The sequence below is a fragment of the Maritimibacter sp. genome (genome assembly GCF_016774595.1).
Classification (GTDB): domain Bacteria; phylum Pseudomonadota; class Alphaproteobacteria; order Rhodobacterales; family Rhodobacteraceae; genus Maritimibacter; species Maritimibacter alkaliphilus.
This window is the reverse complement of record NZ_JACBWT010000001.1, coordinates 127,645-143,914: the sequence shown is the minus strand read 5'-3', so window position 1 is coordinate 143,914 and position 16,270 is coordinate 127,645. Positions and strand designations below refer to the sequence as shown.

The 16,270-nt window shown below is 67.0% G+C and carries 11 protein-coding genes; 5 read left to right on the top strand and 6 right to left on the bottom strand.

Annotated features, from left to right (window positions below):
* Positions 1-33 precede the first annotated feature (33 nt).
* Both HOY44_RS00715 and HOY44_RS00710 read left to right on the top strand, forming a co-directional pair.
* Positions 34-2,097 carry a LysM peptidoglycan-binding domain-containing protein gene (locus tag HOY44_RS00715; protein ID WP_287432491.1) on the top strand — a complete coding sequence of 688 codons (2,064 nt, stop codon included), beginning with the start codon at positions 34-36 and terminating at the stop codon, positions 2,095-2,097.
* Between the two features lie 60 nt (positions 2,098-2,157).
* Entirely contained in the window at positions 2,158-4,002 is a 1,845-nt protein-coding gene (locus HOY44_RS00710; protein WP_287432490.1) for an ABCB family ABC transporter ATP-binding protein/permease, read from the top strand.
* A 148-nt stretch (positions 4,003-4,150) separates the two neighbouring features.
* Here the strand turns inward: HOY44_RS00710 and HOY44_RS00705 are convergent, their stop codons facing one another.
* Together HOY44_RS00705 and HOY44_RS00700 are read right to left on the bottom strand one after the other, a co-directional pair.
* On the bottom strand, positions 4,151-7,969 hold the full coding sequence (locus HOY44_RS00705) for an efflux RND transporter permease subunit (RefSeq protein ID WP_287432489.1): 3,819 nt from the start codon (positions 7,967-7,969) through the stop codon (positions 4,151-4,153).
* Positions 7,966-9,069 (bottom strand): efflux RND transporter periplasmic adaptor subunit, encoded by a 1,104-nt coding sequence (locus HOY44_RS00700; RefSeq protein WP_287432488.1) that lies wholly within the window; start codon positions 9,067-9,069, stop codon positions 7,966-7,968. Before HOY44_RS00700 ends, HOY44_RS00705 begins: the two co-directional genes overlap by 4 nt.
* Before the next feature lie 193 nt (positions 9,070-9,262).
* Between HOY44_RS00700 and HOY44_RS00695 the strand changes: the two genes are divergently transcribed.
* The 3 genes from HOY44_RS00695 (at position 9,263) to der (ending at position 12,805) form a co-directional block, all read left to right on the top strand.
* A complete protein-coding gene (locus tag HOY44_RS00695; protein WP_287432487.1) occupies positions 9,263-9,901 on the top strand; it encodes a tetratricopeptide repeat protein in 639 nt (212 codons plus the stop codon).
* Between the two features lie 62 nt (positions 9,902-9,963).
* Positions 9,964-11,313, top strand: coding sequence for a PQQ-like beta-propeller repeat protein (locus HOY44_RS00690; protein WP_040885390.1), 1,350 nt, complete (start codon positions 9,964-9,966; stop codon positions 11,311-11,313).
* Between the two features lie 46 nt (positions 11,314-11,359).
* Positions 11,360-12,805, top strand: a complete 1,446-nt coding sequence (gene der, locus HOY44_RS00685; RefSeq protein ID WP_138423031.1) for a ribosome biogenesis GTPase Der — start codon at positions 11,360-11,362, stop codon at positions 12,803-12,805.
* An 83-nt stretch (positions 12,806-12,888) separates the two neighbouring features.
* Here der and HOY44_RS00680 read toward each other — a convergent pair whose 3' ends face one another.
* The 4 genes from HOY44_RS00680 to HOY44_RS00665 form a co-directional block, all read right to left on the bottom strand.
* Positions 12,889-14,040 (bottom strand): M23 family metallopeptidase, encoded by a 1,152-nt coding sequence (locus HOY44_RS00680; RefSeq protein ID WP_287432484.1) that lies wholly within the window; start codon positions 14,038-14,040, stop codon positions 12,889-12,891.
* A gap of 52 nt (positions 14,041-14,092) precedes the next feature.
* Complete coding sequence (locus HOY44_RS00675; protein WP_008328326.1) at positions 14,093-14,746, bottom strand: protein-L-isoaspartate(D-aspartate) O-methyltransferase; 654 nt, start codon at positions 14,744-14,746, stop codon at positions 14,093-14,095.
* Positions 14,743-15,528, bottom strand: a complete 786-nt coding sequence (gene surE / locus HOY44_RS00670) for a 5'/3'-nucleotidase SurE (RefSeq protein WP_008328327.1) — start codon at positions 15,526-15,528, stop codon at positions 14,743-14,745. The genes HOY44_RS00675 and surE overlap by 4 nt, the downstream gene beginning before the upstream one ends.
* A gap of 71 nt (positions 15,529-15,599) precedes the next feature.
* Positions 15,600-16,250, bottom strand: coding sequence for an SDR family NAD(P)-dependent oxidoreductase (locus HOY44_RS00665; RefSeq protein ID WP_287432483.1), 651 nt, complete (start codon positions 16,248-16,250; stop codon positions 15,600-15,602).
* Positions 16,251-16,270 lie beyond the last annotated feature (20 nt).

Here is a 16,270-nt window from a genome sequence, read left to right as displayed (position 1 = left end):
ACGGGGCGTTTGGGGGACGGCGAAAGGGTAAGAATGATCAGCTTGCTGAGAGGTTGGCTGGGCTGGGCGCTTGGTGCGGTTGCAGCAGGCGTCGCAGTCGTGGCTGCTGTCGTGACGACCGGGGATTTCCCACGGTCCGATCCCGAGGTGCCCGAGGCACCCGCCGAGGTCGCGGCCTTGCCCGAGGCGGCAGAGGAGACGCCAACCGGAGAGACGGCCGAGGCCGCTGGGGATGAACCAGCCGATACGGCCGGGGAAACGCCTGCGCCTGCCGAAGCGGCAGAGGCCGACGAAGCGGACAGCCTGGAAAGCGCGCCCGAGACGGAAAGCGCATCGGAGCCCGACGCAAGCGCGGGCGAGGTGGCGGCGCTTCCCGACGCCGAGCCGCAGCCTGAACCCGAGACGGACGAGACAGCGGAAACCGCGCCCGAAGCGGGTGCCGAAGAGGCGACCGATACCGACACGCCCGCGATGGCCCCGCCCGAATTCGACGTTGTGCGGGTCGACCCGAACGGATCGGCCCTGATCGCGGGTCATGCCGCGCCTGGCTCGGACGTGACCGTCATGGTCGAAGGCGAGAAGATGATGACCGTCACCGCCGATGCGGGCGGCAATTTCGTCGCCATGTTCGACCTCCCGCTCTCGGATACGCCGCGCATCATGCAACTGATGGCCGCCTTGGGTGGCGAAGACATGATGTCGGACAAATCCGTGATCGTCGAGCCGCGCGACCTGCCGGTTCAGGTCGCAGAGGCGGACACCGGGCCAGCGGCGAGCGTAGCGCCGTCTGAGACGACCGAGGTTGCACCGGACGAGGCCACGATAGCTCCAGACGCGCCAACCGAGACCGCCGAGGCGGGCACGGAGATGGCGCAAGCGGCTGAAGATGCGGCCCCTGTGGACATGGCCGATGCGGTGCAGGTTATGGACGAAGCGCCGGAAACCGCGCCCGAACCCGTCGAAACGCCGACCGAGGTCGCGCAAGCGCCGGAGGTTTCCGCGCCGGACGCGCCCGAAGCGGGCGAAAGCGCGGACATGGCCGAGGCCGACGCGGCGCCGGAAGCGCCCGAGGTCACCGCCGCGGCCGAGGCGCCACGGGTTCTGCTTGCCGACCGTGACGGGATCACCGTCTTGCAGGACGGCGCGGCGCCCGATCTGTCGCTCGACGCGATCGCCTATGACGACGCGGGCGAGGTCACGATTTCGGGTCGCGGACAGCCGGGCGGCACCGTCCGGCTCTATCTCGACAACGGGCTGGTGGGCGACGTGCCTGTCGGTCCGGCCGGCCAGTGGCGCATGACCCTGCCCGAAAGCGTCGAGGCGGGGATCTACACCCTGCGGGTCGACGAGGTGGCCGAGGACGGCACCGTCATGGCGCGCGTCGAATCTCCTTTCAAACGTGAGGACCGCGAGATGCTGGCCGCCGCTTTGGGCCGAGCGAGCGAGGCGCGGGAAGGCGAGGCTGCGGCGCAGGATGAGGTCGAGATGGCCGAGGCGGACATGGCGGACCCTGCGCCGACCCCTGCGACCGAGGATATGGCGGCAGCGGACGGGACCGGGGTCGAACCGGAACCGACGCCTGAGCCTGCGGAAACCGCTGCGGCGGTCACCGGGACCGTCGTCGAAGACGAGGCGCCCGCAATGCCCGCCGAGCCCGCAGACACGGCGCAGGCGGGCGAGGCTCCGGCCGTGCCGGATACGCCCGCAGCGGAGGTCGGCGTCGAAAGCGAAGCCGCGACGCCCGCGAATGCAGGAGACGCCCCGGAGGCCGCCGAGGCACCGATGGAGGCCGCGCCGGATGCCCCTGAGGCGGGCGATACCGTCACGGCGGCCATGGACAGCGATGCGCCCGACACGGCCTCAGCGCCGGATATGCCCCCGGCGGACACCGACCCAAAGGCTCCGGCAGCCGAGCCGATGATTTCGGCCATCACCGTGCAGCCGGGATCGACCCTCTGGGCGATCTCGCGCGAACGCTACGGCGACGGGCTCCTTTACGTGCAGGTGTTCGAGGCGAACCGCGACAAGATCCGTGACCCCGACCTGATCTATCCGGGGCAGGTGTTCGAGCTTCCGGCCGATGTGAGCGGCAACTAGGCCACTGGCCTTTTCCGGTCCGAGACCCTAGGTGATAGGGCCTCAGGGAAAGGGAACGGCATGAGACGTGGCGGACAACGGACGGTGAGCGATGCGCGGGCGTCGGGGGCGCATGAGGGCACCGGGCTACGCACGATCCAGCGCGTTATTCCCTACCTCTGGCCCAAGGGCGACCGCGACACGCAATGGCGGGTCGTCGTCGCCATGTCGCTTCTGATCGGGGCCAAGCTGATCGCGGTCGCGACGCCGCTGTTCTACAAGGCCGCCGTCGATGGGTTGACCGGCGAGGCGAGCGACAGCGCGGCCTGGATGCTGGCGCTTGGTGCGGTGAGCCTGACGGTGGCCTATGGTGTCGCCCGGTTCCTGTCCGTGGGCTTCCAGCAATTGCGCGACGCCGTGTTCGCCAAAGTGGCGCAGGGCGCGCTGCGGTCGATGGCGCTTCAGACGTTTCAGCACATCCACGCGCTGTCCCTGCGCTATCACATCACGCGCAAGACCGGGGGCCTCAGCCGGATCATGGAGCGCGGCGTCAAAGGCGTGGAATTCCTGCTGCGCTTCCTTCTGTTCAACATCATCCCGCTATTCATCGAGCTGGGGCTGGTCTGCGTGATCTTCTTCGTGCTCTTCGATGTCTGGTATCTGGCCGCCGTCGTGGCGACCATCGCGGTCTATATCCGCTTCACCTTCGCCGTGACCGAGTGGCGGGTGAAGCTGCGCAAGCTGATGAACGATCAGGATACGGATGCGAACCAAAAGGCGATCGACAGCCTTCTGAACTTCGAGACCGTGAAATACTTTGGCGCCGAGAAGCGCGAGGCGCGGCGCTACGACGGTGCGATGGAGGGCTACGAGGGGGCCGCGATCAAGACGTCGCAGTCGCTCGCGTTCCTGAACGCGGGCCAGAGCTTCATCATCACGGCGGGTCTGGTCGCGGTCATGGTCATGGCGGCCATCGGGGTGCAGAACGGCACGCTGTCGACCGGCGATTTCGTCATGGTCAACGCCTACATGATCCAGATCACCATGCCTTTGAACTTCCTCGGCTCGGTCTATCGCGAGATCCGGCAGGCGCTGGTGGACATGGCCGAGATGTTCGACCTGCTCGAACAGCCCGCCGAGGTGACGGACAAGCCGGGGGCCAAGCCGCTGGACATGAAGGGCGGCAAGGTCGAGCTGGATGCGGTCGAGTTCGGTTACGATCCCGCGCGGCCCATCCTGCACGGGGTCACGATCACCGCCGAGGCGGGCGAGACGGTGGCCATCGTCGGCCCGTCGGGGTCGGGCAAATCCACCATCGGGCGGCTTCTGTTCCGGTTCTACGACGTCACCGGGGGCGCGATCCGCATCGACGGGCAGGACCTGCGCGACGTGACGCAGGAAAGCGTGCATGACGCCATCGGCGTGGTGCCGCAGGACACCGTGCTGTTCAACGACACGATCCGTTACAACATCGCCTACGGGCGCGATGGTGCGACGTTCGCGGATATCGAGGAGGCGGCGAAGGCGGCCAAGATTCATGACTTCGTGATGAGCCTGCCCGAAGGCTACGACACGCAGGTGGGCGAGCGCGGGCTGAAGCTGTCGGGTGGCGAGAAGCAGCGGGTGGGGATCGCGCGCACACTCCTCAAGAACCCGCCGATCCTGCTTCTGGACGAGGCGACGAGCGCGCTGGACACCGAAACCGAGCGCGACATCCAGATGAGCCTGAAGGCCATGGGCGTGGGGCGCACCGTCATCACCATCGCGCACCGGCTTTCCACGATTGCCGATGCAGACCGGATCGTCGTCTTGCAGGACGGCGAGGTGATCGAAGAAGGCCGTCACGACGCGCTTCTGGCCAAGGGCGGCAAATACGCCTCGATGTGGGCGCGCCAGCTTGCCGAGGAAGAGGACGAAGCGGCGTGACCTGATCGTGCGGGCGTGCGCCCGCGCAGGGTTTGCGCCGTCCCGCCGCTGGCGGGTCGTCGCGGTGGGACGCGGCCGAGGCCGCGTCTGGAGGGCGCTGCCCTCCAGACCTCCCGAAGTATTTCCGAAACGAAGAAGAGGGGCGGGGTTATTCGGCGGCCCTGATGTCCGGGCCTCGACGGGATTCGTCGTGTTCATCCTCGGCCTCGACCGCCTCTTCGGCCACGTCCGCGTCGATCCCGTCGCCTGCCGAGCGGCGGGCGGTGAGGAGGTAGTCGAGTTCGTCGGCGGTTGGCTCCGCTTCGCCCTCGTCCTCTTCGATGGCCGGTGTGTCGAAATCCCACACGAACTCGTCCACGCTGGTCTTTTTCGCCTGTTTCTGAAGCGCGAGGTCGCGGGCGGTGCGTGAGCCGCGGCCCCAGGTCATCGCCTTGAGGCCCGCTGCACTGCGGTAGGCGCCGACGCCGACCCAGACGCGCAGGGCCAGCATGGAGGGGGTGAAGACCAGCGTGAGAATCGTCGCGATGCCGAGGCCGAAGACCACGGCGGTGGCGAGTTGCACCCACCAGAGCGCGGTCGGGGCGTTCACCGAGTAACCCCCGCCGATGAAGTCGAGCGACAGGCCGAACATCATCGGCGCGAGGCCCGCCATCGTCGTGATCGTCGTCAGCAGCACCGGGCGGATGCGATCCTCGGCGGTGCGGGTGATCGCCTCGATCCGGGGCATGTAGCGGGCGTATTCCTGGTAGGTGTCGATGAGCACGATGTTGTTGTTCACAACGATCCCCGCAAGCGCCACGACCCCGGTGCCGGTCATGATGACCGAGAAGGACTGGCCCATCACCAGCATCCCGAACAACACGCCCGCGGTGGACAGGACCACGGCCAACAGCACCAGGACGGCGTTGTAGAACGAGTTGAACTGGGCCAGGAGGATGATGAACATCAGAAACAGCGCGCCCGCGAAGGCTTTGCCCAGGAACGCGGTGGATTCCGATTGATCGGCGAAATCACCGGCCCATTCATAGTCGATGCCGGTCGGAAGGTTGCCCGCTTCGAGCCATTCGGTGATCCGTTCGATCCGTTCGGTCGAGGTCACGGGCGTCTTTCGGAAGTCGTCCGGATTGGCGGCGTTCGCGATGATCCGGTCGGCCTCGGCCACGGCAAGCGTCCGGGTGTCGCCCGAGGGGTCGGTCAGCACCACCAGCCCGGGGTCCACGGCGGCCTTGACGTCGAAGTAGCGGGACTGGTCGATCCGGTCGATCTGGGCGAGGGTCGGCACCGCTTCGCGGGTGACGAAATTCGACAGTGGCACGAGGCCCTGCGCGGTGCGGACCTTGAGCGTGTCGAGGGTCGACAGCACGCGGTCCTCGGCCGGGAATCGCACCCGGATTTCGATCTCCTCGTCATTGCCGTCGACGCGCATCGTGTCGAGCAGAAGCCCGGTGGTCACGAGTTGCACCATGCCGCCCACTGTGGCGACGTCGGTGCCGTAGCGTCCGGCCTCTTCCACGTCGATGTTGAGCTGCCAGTCGATGCCGGGCAGGGGGCGCGTATCCTCGACCTGCGCAAGACCCGTCAGACCCTCGAAGAACTGGCGGGTGGTTTCCGTGGCGGCCAGTAACGTGTCCCAGTCGTCGCCCTTGAGGCGCAGGTTCACGGGCTTGGTGGAGGCGGGGCCGCCGGCGATGCCCGCGACCTCGGTCGGGATGCCTTCGAGCCCGGCCAGATCGCGTTTCAGCCGCTCGACCACGACTTTGCCGTCGTAATCGGCGTCCCGCACCGTGCGGGTGTAAGGGATGATCCCGAGAAGCTTGTCCTCCACATCGTAGGAGGGGCGATCCTCGAAGGTGGCGATTTCGATCTGGACCTGTCCGATGGTGTCGCGCGGGCCGGCCGCGCCGCCGGTGTTCTGGTTCAGACCGCCTTCGCCCGCGAAGGAAAACGCGTTCTTCACCCCCGGCACGGCGCGCACGACCTCTTCGACCCGGCGCACCATGTCGTCCTTCTCTTCGATCGACAGGTTGCCGCGCCCACGGACATAGACGATGGCCTGTTCCGGCGCGGTGTCGGCGAAGAAATCGACGCCCTGATTGTTGCGCCCGTAATCCATGCCGATCCCGGCGACGAGCGCCATGACGCCCAGAATGGTCACGATGGGCATGACCGGATTGCCGACGATGGCGTTGATGATGACGCCGAAGCCGGTGCGACGGTAGGTGCCCGTCACCTTCTTCGGCTTGCGCTTGGGTTTGGCCGCGTCGAGCAGGATGGTGGTGACCAGCGCCATGACGACGAACAGCACGATGCCGGGCAGCATGGCCACGGCGCCATCCAACGGGTTCGAACCCCGCCCGAACAGGAAGTCGGGATTGGCGATCTGAAGTGCGGCCACGAACAGAAGCGCGAAGGCCGGGAGGACCAGCGCGGCGCGCACAACCCACGGCCAGCCCCGCAGCCCGTGCGAGGCGCGTTCGAGCGAGCGCGACAACCGGCCCGCAACCCCGCCCATGACGGGCAGGTAGATCAGCGCAACCAGCAGCGACGCGGTCAGCGTGTAGATCAGCGTCTTCGGCAGCATCTCCATGAATTCGCCGGGGATGCCGGGCCAGAAGAGCATCGGCAGGAAGGCGCAGAGCGTGGTGGCGGTGGACGAGATGATCGGCCAGAACATCCGTTTGGCGGCCTCGGTATAGGCCGACATCGGGCCGACGCCATCCGAGATGCGTTTGTCGGCATATTCGACGACGACGATGGCCCCGTCGACCAGCATCCCCACAGCGAGGATCAGGCCGAACATGACGATGTTGTTGATCGCCACGCCCAGCACCGCGAAGAGCGCGAAGGTCAAAAGGAACGAGGTCGGGATCGCGAAACCAACAAGCAGCGCCGAGCGCATCCCGAGCGAGGCGAGCACGACGATCATCACCAGCGCGATGGCGGTGATGACCGAGCCTTCAAGCTGGCTGACCATAGACGAAATGACGTGGCTCTGGTCGTTGGAATACCGGACCTCGACCGCCTGTTTCAGCTCGTCGGGCCATTCCTCGGTGGCGGCTTCGACCACCTCCTTCACTTCGGCCACGGTGTCGATCAGGTTGAAGCCCTTGCGCTTGACCACCTGTAGGGCAACGGTCGTATCGCCGTTGAAGCGTGCCGTGCCTGCGCGATCCTCGAACGCCAGACGGATTTCGGCCAGATCGCCCAGCGTCACCACGCGGTCGCCGTTCACCTTGACTGGAAGGCCGTAAATGTCCTGCACATCGTCGAAGGACGACGGGATCTTGATCGACGTGGCGCCGGAGGGGGTGGTGATCTGGCCCGCCGCGATCAACTGGTTGTTGTTGGTGACGACCTGAATGAGCTCGCCCGCCGTCACGTTGTAGGCTTCGAGTTTCAGGGGGTCGATCAGGACTTCCATCATCTCGTCGCGCGCGCCGGTCAATTGCGCCTCGAGCACGGGTTCGATGCCCTCGACCTCGTCCTGCACCTCGCGCGCCAGTCGAACGAGCATCCGTTCCGGCACCGCGCCGGTGAAATTCACCACCAGAATCGGGAATTCCGAGAAGTTGATTTCGTTGACCGAGTATTTGTCGGCCCCCGACGGGAATTTCGCCTCGGCGGCGTTCATCGCGTCGCGCACATCGGCGATGACCTTGGTGCGGTCCCAGCCGAATTCGAATTCGAGCGCGAGGCCCGCATAATTCTCGGCCGCCGTCCCGGTCATGGTCTTGAGACCGTCGATATCCGCCAGCTCCTGCTCCATCGGGCGCACGAGCAGGTTCTCGCTGTCCTCGGCGGAAATGCCGGGGAAGGGAACCGAGACGAACAGGGCCGGGATTTCGATGTCCGGCTCGCCCTCTTTCGGCAGGCCGACATAGGCGGCGATCCCGGCGGTCAGCGACAGGATGATGAAGGCGAGGACCATCCTCGCCCGTGAGGCCGCCCAGTCGACGACGCCGTTCATGTGCCGGACTCCCGATAGGTCGGGTCGATGGCGACACCGTCGATCACATAGTCCTGTCCGACGACGATCACCGCCGTCTCGTCCGGCAGGCCCGCGACCCAGACCCCATCGGTCGAATCGCGCACGAGGTCGACGGGCATGAAGCGGGCCACGTCGCCGTCGCCCACCACCCGCACGCCAAGGTCGCCCGCGTCGTTCAGGGTGAGCGCGGATTGCGGCAGAAGGTGCGCGGTGCGCCCGGCGGACTGAATCAGGATTTCGGCGGTCTGGCCGTCGCGGATCGCAAGATCGGGGTTGGCCACCTGCGCCTCGACGCGGAAGGTGCGCGTGACCGGGTCGGCGGCGCGACCGATGAAGGTGATCCGGCCCTGCACCTGATCGCCGGTGGCAAGGCGCGCGCCGACCGGGGCGCCCATCGACACGCGGTTCACGTCAAGCTCGGCCACGTAGCCGACGAGTCTCAGGGGATCGAGCTGGACGACCGTCGCGCAAGGGCTGCCGGGTTGCAGAAGCGCGCCGATTTCGGCGGGGTCGTCCTCGATCAGGCCCGAGAACGGTGCGCGGATGTCGAGGTCGTCAAGCGCGGCCTCGGCCTGTTCGACACCGCTTTGCGCGGCCTCGAACGCGGAACGGGCGGACAGAACGCGCGTTTCGGCGGCGAACCCGCCCTCCGACAGCTTTTCGGCGGCATTGAGGTTCTGCTCCGCCTCGGTCAACTGCGCCTGCGCCTGTTTCAGCGCGACTTCGCGGGTGCCGGGGTCGAGGCTGCAAAGCACGTCCCCTTCCGCCACCGCATCGCCCTTGGCGACCGGTGCGGCGATCACCCGGCCCGAGGCTTCGGACATCAGCGTGACCGAACGCGTCGCCTCGGTCTCACCCCGCACCACCACGGCGCTGTCGATCTCCTGCGCGGCCGAGCGCATGGCGATCACCGAAATCCGGGAGGCGTCAGTGGTCTCTTCGGTGGGGGCGTCTTCCTCGACCGCGGCTTCGGCATCGCTGCCGAGTCCGACGAAATTGCGCACCATTTCGCGCTGAAAGACCAGCATGAACAGCACTGCGACCGTCAGCAGCGCCGTCAGGATCGGAATGGGTCTCATGCTGTCCTCATGTCCCAAGTCGTTAATTCGTTTCACATAGCCCGCACCACCCTTTGCAACAAGGGTTTGGCATCACTCTATGCGTATATGACAAGATATTGGATCACTTTTGCCGCGCCCCTTGGCAAACCTCGCGCCTTTCCGGTAAAGAAGTGGTCAAAAGTGACGCAAAAAGGCGCTGGGGGCCGAGCACGTGAGCAATCCCGATAGTTTCATCGACGAGGTGACCGAAGAGGTTCGTCGCGACAAGCTCTTTGCGCTGTTTCGCAAATGGGGCTGGGTCGGCGTTCTGCTGGTCGTCGTCATCGTCGGCGGGGCCGCCGTGAACGAATTCCTGAAAGCGCGCGAACAACGTCAGGCGCAGGCGACCGGCGACGCGGTTCTCGCCGCGCAGGATGCCGACGGGGCCGAGGCCCGGCTGGCGGCCCTCGACGGTGTCGCCGCCGAGGGGGATGCGGCTGCGGTGATCGGGCTCATCAAGGCGGCGGAAGCCGAAGCGCCGGAGCGCGCCGACGAACTGCTGGCGGCGATCGAGAGCGACACGAGCTATCCCGCGCTCTACCGCGACCTCGCCACGCTCAAACGCGTGATGCTGCCGGGCTCGCCGATGACGGCGGACGAAAAGGTCGCCGCCCTCGATCCGCTGCTCGGGCCGGGTGCCCCGTTCCGGGTGCTGGCCGAGGAACAACTGGCGCTGGCCGAGATCGAGGCGGGCGACGCCGAGGCCGCCCTTGCGCGGCTGAAAGCATTGATGGACGATGCCGAGGCAGGGGATTCCCTGCGCGAACGGGCGTCGCAACTGATCGTGGCGCTCGGCGGCACGGTGGAATGACAGGGCGGGCGCGGTCGGACCGCGTGCGCGAAAAGAACGGGCAGATCTTGGGGGACACGCGCGTGACACGCAAAGGTTTGATCGCACTGGCACTGGTGGGGGCCGTCGGCGCCCTGAGCGCCTGCGACAGGGACGTCATCTTTCAAGGCAAACGCGAAAACATCTATTCGCCGGACCCGGCCATCGTGGGCGAGGACGCTGCCGCCGCCTTTGTCCGCGAACAGGCCGAGGCCGAGGCGAACGTCACCCGCGCGGTGTCCCTGCCGGGGATGAGCTCGCTGGGATCGTGGACGCAGGTCGCCGCGAACGCCCAGAACAACGTGCCGCATGTGGCTTTTTCTTCTGCGCCGCAGGTGATCTTCAACACCGATTTCGGACAGGGCAGCACCCGCAAGTACAAGATCACCGCCGAACCCGTCATCGCGGGCGGGCAGGTCTTCGTCATGGATTCGCAGTCCACCGTCGCCGCGCTCACCACGGGGGGCGAACGGCTCTGGACCTCGGACCTGACACCGCCGGGCGAGCGGGCCGGGCAGGCGTCGGGCGGCGGGCTGGCCTATGCCAACGGGCTTGTGCTGGCCTCGACCGGATACGGTGAACTCGTCGCGATCGACGCAGGCTCGGGCGCGGTCCGCTGGCGTCAGGATCTGGGCTCGCCGGGGTCCGGCGCGCCGACCGTTTCGGGCAACACCGCCTATGTCATGTCGACCGCGAACGTGGGCTACGCAGTCAATATCTCGAACGGGCGACTCGTCTGGCGCCTTCCCGGCACCCCGCAGGCGCCGGGCGTGATCGGGGCCTCGTCGCCCGCCGTTTCGGGCAACACCATCGTGATGCCGTTCTCGCTTGAAAGCCTCGTCGGCGTCGATGCGAACAAGGGCGAGCCGAGCTGGGTCGTGCCCGTGAAGGGCAAGCGCAACGGTCAGGCCTATAACATCTTGTCGGAAATCACCGGCGCGCCGGTCGTGAACGGTTCGATGATCTACGCCGGCACCGTGGCCGGGGCCAGCGTGGGCGTCTCGACCAACGGTCAGCTGCGCTGGACCGCGCTCGAAGGGGCGACCGGGCCGATGGTCGTGGCTGGCGGCTCGCTGTTCATGGTGGGTGACAACCTCGAACTCGTGCGGCTCGACGCCTCGACCGGCAAACGGGTCTGGGGCGTGCCGCTGCCGGGCTACGAGAACGAGAAACCGCGCCGGTTCAAGGCGATCTATCCGAGCTATGGGCCGACGCTGGCCGGTGGTCGGCTCTGGGTCGCGTCGGGCGACAAGATGCTGCGCGCCTTTGATCCGGCCAGCGGGTCGCTCGTCGGGGCCGTCGAATTGCCCGCGGGAGCCGCCTCGCGCCCCGTGATCGTTGGCGGGATCGCTTATATCGTCAGCGAAAAGGGCTCGCTGATGGCCTTGCGTTGAGGGCGCGAAATCTCTATGCGGGCGCCTTCACGTCCGGAGAGTTGAAATGACCTTCACCCTCGCCATCGTTGGCCGCCCCAACGTCGGCAAATCCACGCTGTTCAACCGGCTCGTCGGCAAGCGCCTTGCGCTCGTCGACAACCAGCCCGGCGTCACGCGCGATCTGCGCGAAGGCGAGGCGCGACTGGGCGAGATGCGGTTTACCGTGATCGACACGGCCGGGCTCGAGGATGCCACCGACGACTCGCTCGAAGGGCGGATGCGCCGCCTGACCGAGCGCGCGGTCGAGATGGCCGATGCCTGCCTGTTCCTGATCGACGCGCGGGCGGGCGTGCTGCCCACGGACGAGATTTTCGCCGACATTCTGCGCAAGAAGAACGCCCATGTGATCCTTGCCGCCAACAAGGCCGAAGGGAAAGCGGGCGAGGCCGGGATGATCGAGGCTTGGGGCTTGGGGCTGGGTGAGCCCATCGCGCTTTCCGCCGAACATGGCGAGGGGATGGGCGATCTGGCGGCCGCGCTTGCGCCCGTAGCCGAAGAAATGGCATCGCGCCCGTCGCCCGAACCGGAAACGGACGTGGACGTGGACCAAGGCGCGCCGCGCATTCCGACCCGCGAAAAGCCCTTGCAGGTGGCCGTGATCGGTCGGCCCAACGCGGGCAAATCGACGCTCATCAACCGTCTGATCGGTGAGGAACGGCTTTTGACCGGACCCGAAGCCGGGATCACCCGCGACTCGATCTCGCTCGCCTTCGACTGGGAAGGGACGCCGACCCGCATCTTCGACACCGCCGGGATGCGCAAAAAGGCCAAGGTGCAGGAGAAGCTTGAAAAGCTGTCGGTCGCGGATGGTTTGCGCGCGGTGAAATTCGCCGAGGTGGTCGTCGTGCTGCTCGACGCCGCGATCCCGTTCGAACAACAGGATCTGCGCATCGCGGATCTGGCCGAGCGCGAGGGGCGCGCGGTCGTGGTCGCCGTGAACAAGTGGGACGTCGAGGCGGAAAAACAACAGAAACTCAAGCACCTGCGCGACGGTTTTGAGAAACTGCTTCCACAGTTGCGCGGCGCGCCTCTGGTGACGATTTCCGCCAAGACGGGTCGCGGTATGGACCGGCTCCATGCCGCCGTGATGCGCGCGCACGAGGTCTGGAACCGTCGCATCCCGACCGCCAAACTGAACGACTGGCTGGCCGAAATGATCGCCCAGCACCCGCCGCCCGCGCCGTCGGGCCGCCGGATCAAGCTGCGCTACATGACGCAGGTGAAGACGCGCCCGCCCGGCTTTGTCGTCATGTGTTCGAACCCGGAAAAGCTGCCGGATGCCTATTCGCGCTACCTCGTGAACGGGTTGCGCGAGAATTTCGACATGCCGGGCACGCCGATCCGGCTGCACATGCGGTCGCAGGCCGACAAGAACCCCTACAAGAACAAGACGAAATCGACGCCCTCACGGTTGCGCAAGCATCTCGGCAAGGGACGCGCCGACGAATAGGTCTTCTCTGGTCCGAAAATACCTCGGGGGGTCCGGGGGGCAGCGCCCCCCGGTGGGTCGCCCGGCTTTGCCGGGCGAAACCGTTAATTCAGATATTGCATCGGATCGACGGACGACGTGCCCTGACGGACTTGGAAGTGGAGTGCGGGGCTGTCCGAGGCGCGGATCTGCGCGATGGTCTGTCCCCGGCTCACGGTTGCGCCCTTGGCGACCGAGATATTGTCGATCCCGGCATAGACCGTCAGCAGGTTGCCTTCGTGCCGGATGACGAGGATCGGCACCTGATCGGTGTCGCGGGTGATCGCCGCGACCGTCCCGCCCTGCGCGGCCTTCACCGGGCTGCCGGCGGCGGCGGCGATGTCGATCCCGTCCGACTTGCCCTTGACGTAGGCGCCCGTGATCCGGCCATCCGCAGGCATCGACATGGCCGCGCCCGAGGTGCGCTGCGCCCCGAGGTTGGGCGAGGCCGGGGTGTCGGCCGGCCCTTGCGATGCGGTGCGGTTCGACCCTTCCGGCAGGGGGTTGCTGGAGGACGGTGGCAAGGGTGTGGGCGTGCCCACACCGGGGGCCGAATTGGTGTTGGGCGCGGCGGTCTCGGCGGATTTGGGCGGAATCATCAGGTATTGGCCCTGACGCACCGACAGGTCCCCGCCCAGCCCGTTCCATTCGGCCAGCGACCGCACTGACACGCCATAAAGGCGCGCGATGGAATAGGCGGTTTCGCCGCTCACCACCTGATGCCGCAGGGGTTCCGCACCCTGCTGACTCGTGGTGCCAGAATTGTTCGACGGCTGGTTCGGCCCGATCCGGTCGAGCGCCTGACCAGCCACGGCGGTCACGTCCACGCTGCCGGCATCGACGCGCCGGGGCAGGGCGACGACCTCGCCCGCGCGCAGGGTCGCGCCTGCGTTCAGCCCGTTGTAACGGGCGAGTTCCGCTTCGGGCAGACCGACACGGCTGGCGAGCGCCGAGAGCGTGTCGCCCTGCCGGGCCACGGCCACCTGATAGGTCGGGTACGAGATGATGCCGCGTGCGTCGGGCGTCGGGCGGGCCGCCGCGCGGGCCTCGCGCGCCGCGTCCGCCGTGGTGAAGTTGTTGCCGCCGATGCCCCGCAGGTCGAAATCGAGGTTCAAGGGCCGCCCCATGCCGTCGGAGCAGGCCGCGACCGCCAGAAGGCTCCCGCCAAGCAAAAGCCCCCGCACCGCGCGCGTCATCGTCGTGTTCGCCAAATCCATACTGCCGACCTCGTCTCTTTCACCCCTGTTCCCGGGGTTTGCCCTGGCCGCTCTAGTCTTGTCCCAGACCTTCCACAAGCGGCACGAAACGCACCGGCAGGATTTCTTCGTAGTCGAACCCGTCATCGCTCCGCGTCACTTTGATGAGGCTTTGCACATGGTCCGACTGGCCCACCGGTAGGACCATGATACCGCCAACGGCCAGTTGAGCCAAGAGCGGCCCGGGAGGATCCTCGGCGGCGGCGGTCACGATGATGCGTTCGAAGGGGGCCTGTTCGGGCAGGCCGAAGCTACCGTCGCCGGTGATCGCGGTGATCGTGTGCAGGCCCAGCTCGTCGAACACCTCGCGCGCGGCTTTGACAAGGCCCCGGTGGCGGTCGACGGTATAGACCCGGCGGGCAAGCTTGGCGAGGATCGCGGCCTGATAGCCGGAGCCTGTGCCGACCTCGAGCACCTTGTCTCGGGGCTGCACGTTCAGCGCCTGCGTCATGATCCCGACGACGGACGGCTGGCTGATCGTCTGGCCGCTCGCGATGGGCAGCGGCATGTCCTCATAGGCCCGGTCGGCAAAGACGCCGCGCACGAAAAGGCCCCGGTCGATGGCCTCCATCGCCTGCAAAACACGGGTATTCGTGACGCCCTTCGAACGCAGGTGAAACAGGAACTGCATCTTCCGCGCGGCGATGGGGTCGTTCGGGTCGCTCATGCCAGCGCGCGCTCCAACTCGGACAGGGCGTCATGCGCTGTCAGATCGGCGCGCATGGGCGTGACGGAAATGTAGCCGTCGAGGTTCAGCGCGGCATCGGTGCCGGGGGCCGTCGGCTTGTGCTGCGGCCCGCCCTTGATCCAGATGAACCGGCGGCCCGAGGGCGAGGTGGTCGGCTCGGTGCCGAAGAACGTATCCTCGCGCCAGCCCTGCGCGCCGGCTCGCATCCCCCGAACGGCAGAGGCGGGAACGGGCGGAAAATTCACGTTGTAGAACAGCCGGTAGTCGGCGGTTTCCTGCCAAGGGGCACGCTCGATCAGGGTGCGGACCGTGTCGGCCCCGTGCGCGGCGGCCGCTTCGAACAGGTTGTCGAGCGCGTAGTTCTCGGGCCCGATGAATTGCGAAAGCGCAATCGCGGGCAGGCCCTGAAGCGCGGCTTCCATCGCGCCGCCGATGGTGCCGGAATACAGCGCGTTCTCGGCGGCGTTGTTGCCTCGGTTCACGCCCGAAAGCACCAGATCCGGCGGTTCGGGCAGGATGTCCCCGATGCCTGCGAGCACGCAATCGGCCGGGCTTCCTTCGGCCGCGAACCGGCGCGGGCCAAGCTCGGCCACCATCATGGGGCGCGAGTAGCTGATGCAGTGGCCGACGCCGGATTGCTCGAAGGCAGGGGCGACGACCCAGACCTCGCCATCGGGGCCTGCGACCTCTGCGGCAATCGCCTCCAGCACCTTCAGCCCCGGTGCGTTGATGCCGTCGTCGTTGGTGACCAGAATGCGCATGTTTACCCCACAGCTTTCCCTTTCAATACGGGAGCCTGTGGGGGCTCACAAGCGGCCCGGACGGCCTGTGATCAGCCGAGGAGTTCGGGCAACAGCCGTTTCGCCTCATCCCACGGGCTGACCAGCGTTTCACGGTTCTCGCCGGGGTGGAAACGGGCGCGCATGGCGGTGGCGAGCGGCCGGGGCGTCACAATGCGCACCTTCGGCCCGATCTTGGCGGTCTCGGTCTGCCAGCTTTTCGCCAGCGCCATCTGCCCGGCCTTGGTCGCACCGTAGGCGCCGAAGAACGCCTCGCCCGCGTGATCGTCGTGAAAGAACGCGGCGGTCCCCTCAGAGCCCAGAAGGGGGGCCACGTAGGCGATCAGGCGTGCCACGGCGTCGAGGTTGACGGCGACGGATTTGGCCCAGTCCTTTTCCGCCAGCGCGACGTGATCGGTGGGCATGAGTTGCTGCGCCTCGATCGCGGTATGCGCCCAGACGTCGACCTTGCCCCAGCGGTCGTGGATCGCGCGGCAAAGCTGTGCCATGGCGTCGGCGTTGGTGATGTCCATCGGGGCGAGCGTCGCCTCGCCGCCGACCGCCTTGATCCGGTCGTCGACCTCTTCCAACGCGCCGGTGGTGCGGGCCACGGCCACGATGTGATGCGTCGGGGCCAGTTCGACGGCCAGCGCCGCGCCAAGGCCGCGCGAGGCGCCGGTGATGAGGGCGATCTTGTCGGGCATGTTTCACTCCGCTTCGGGTC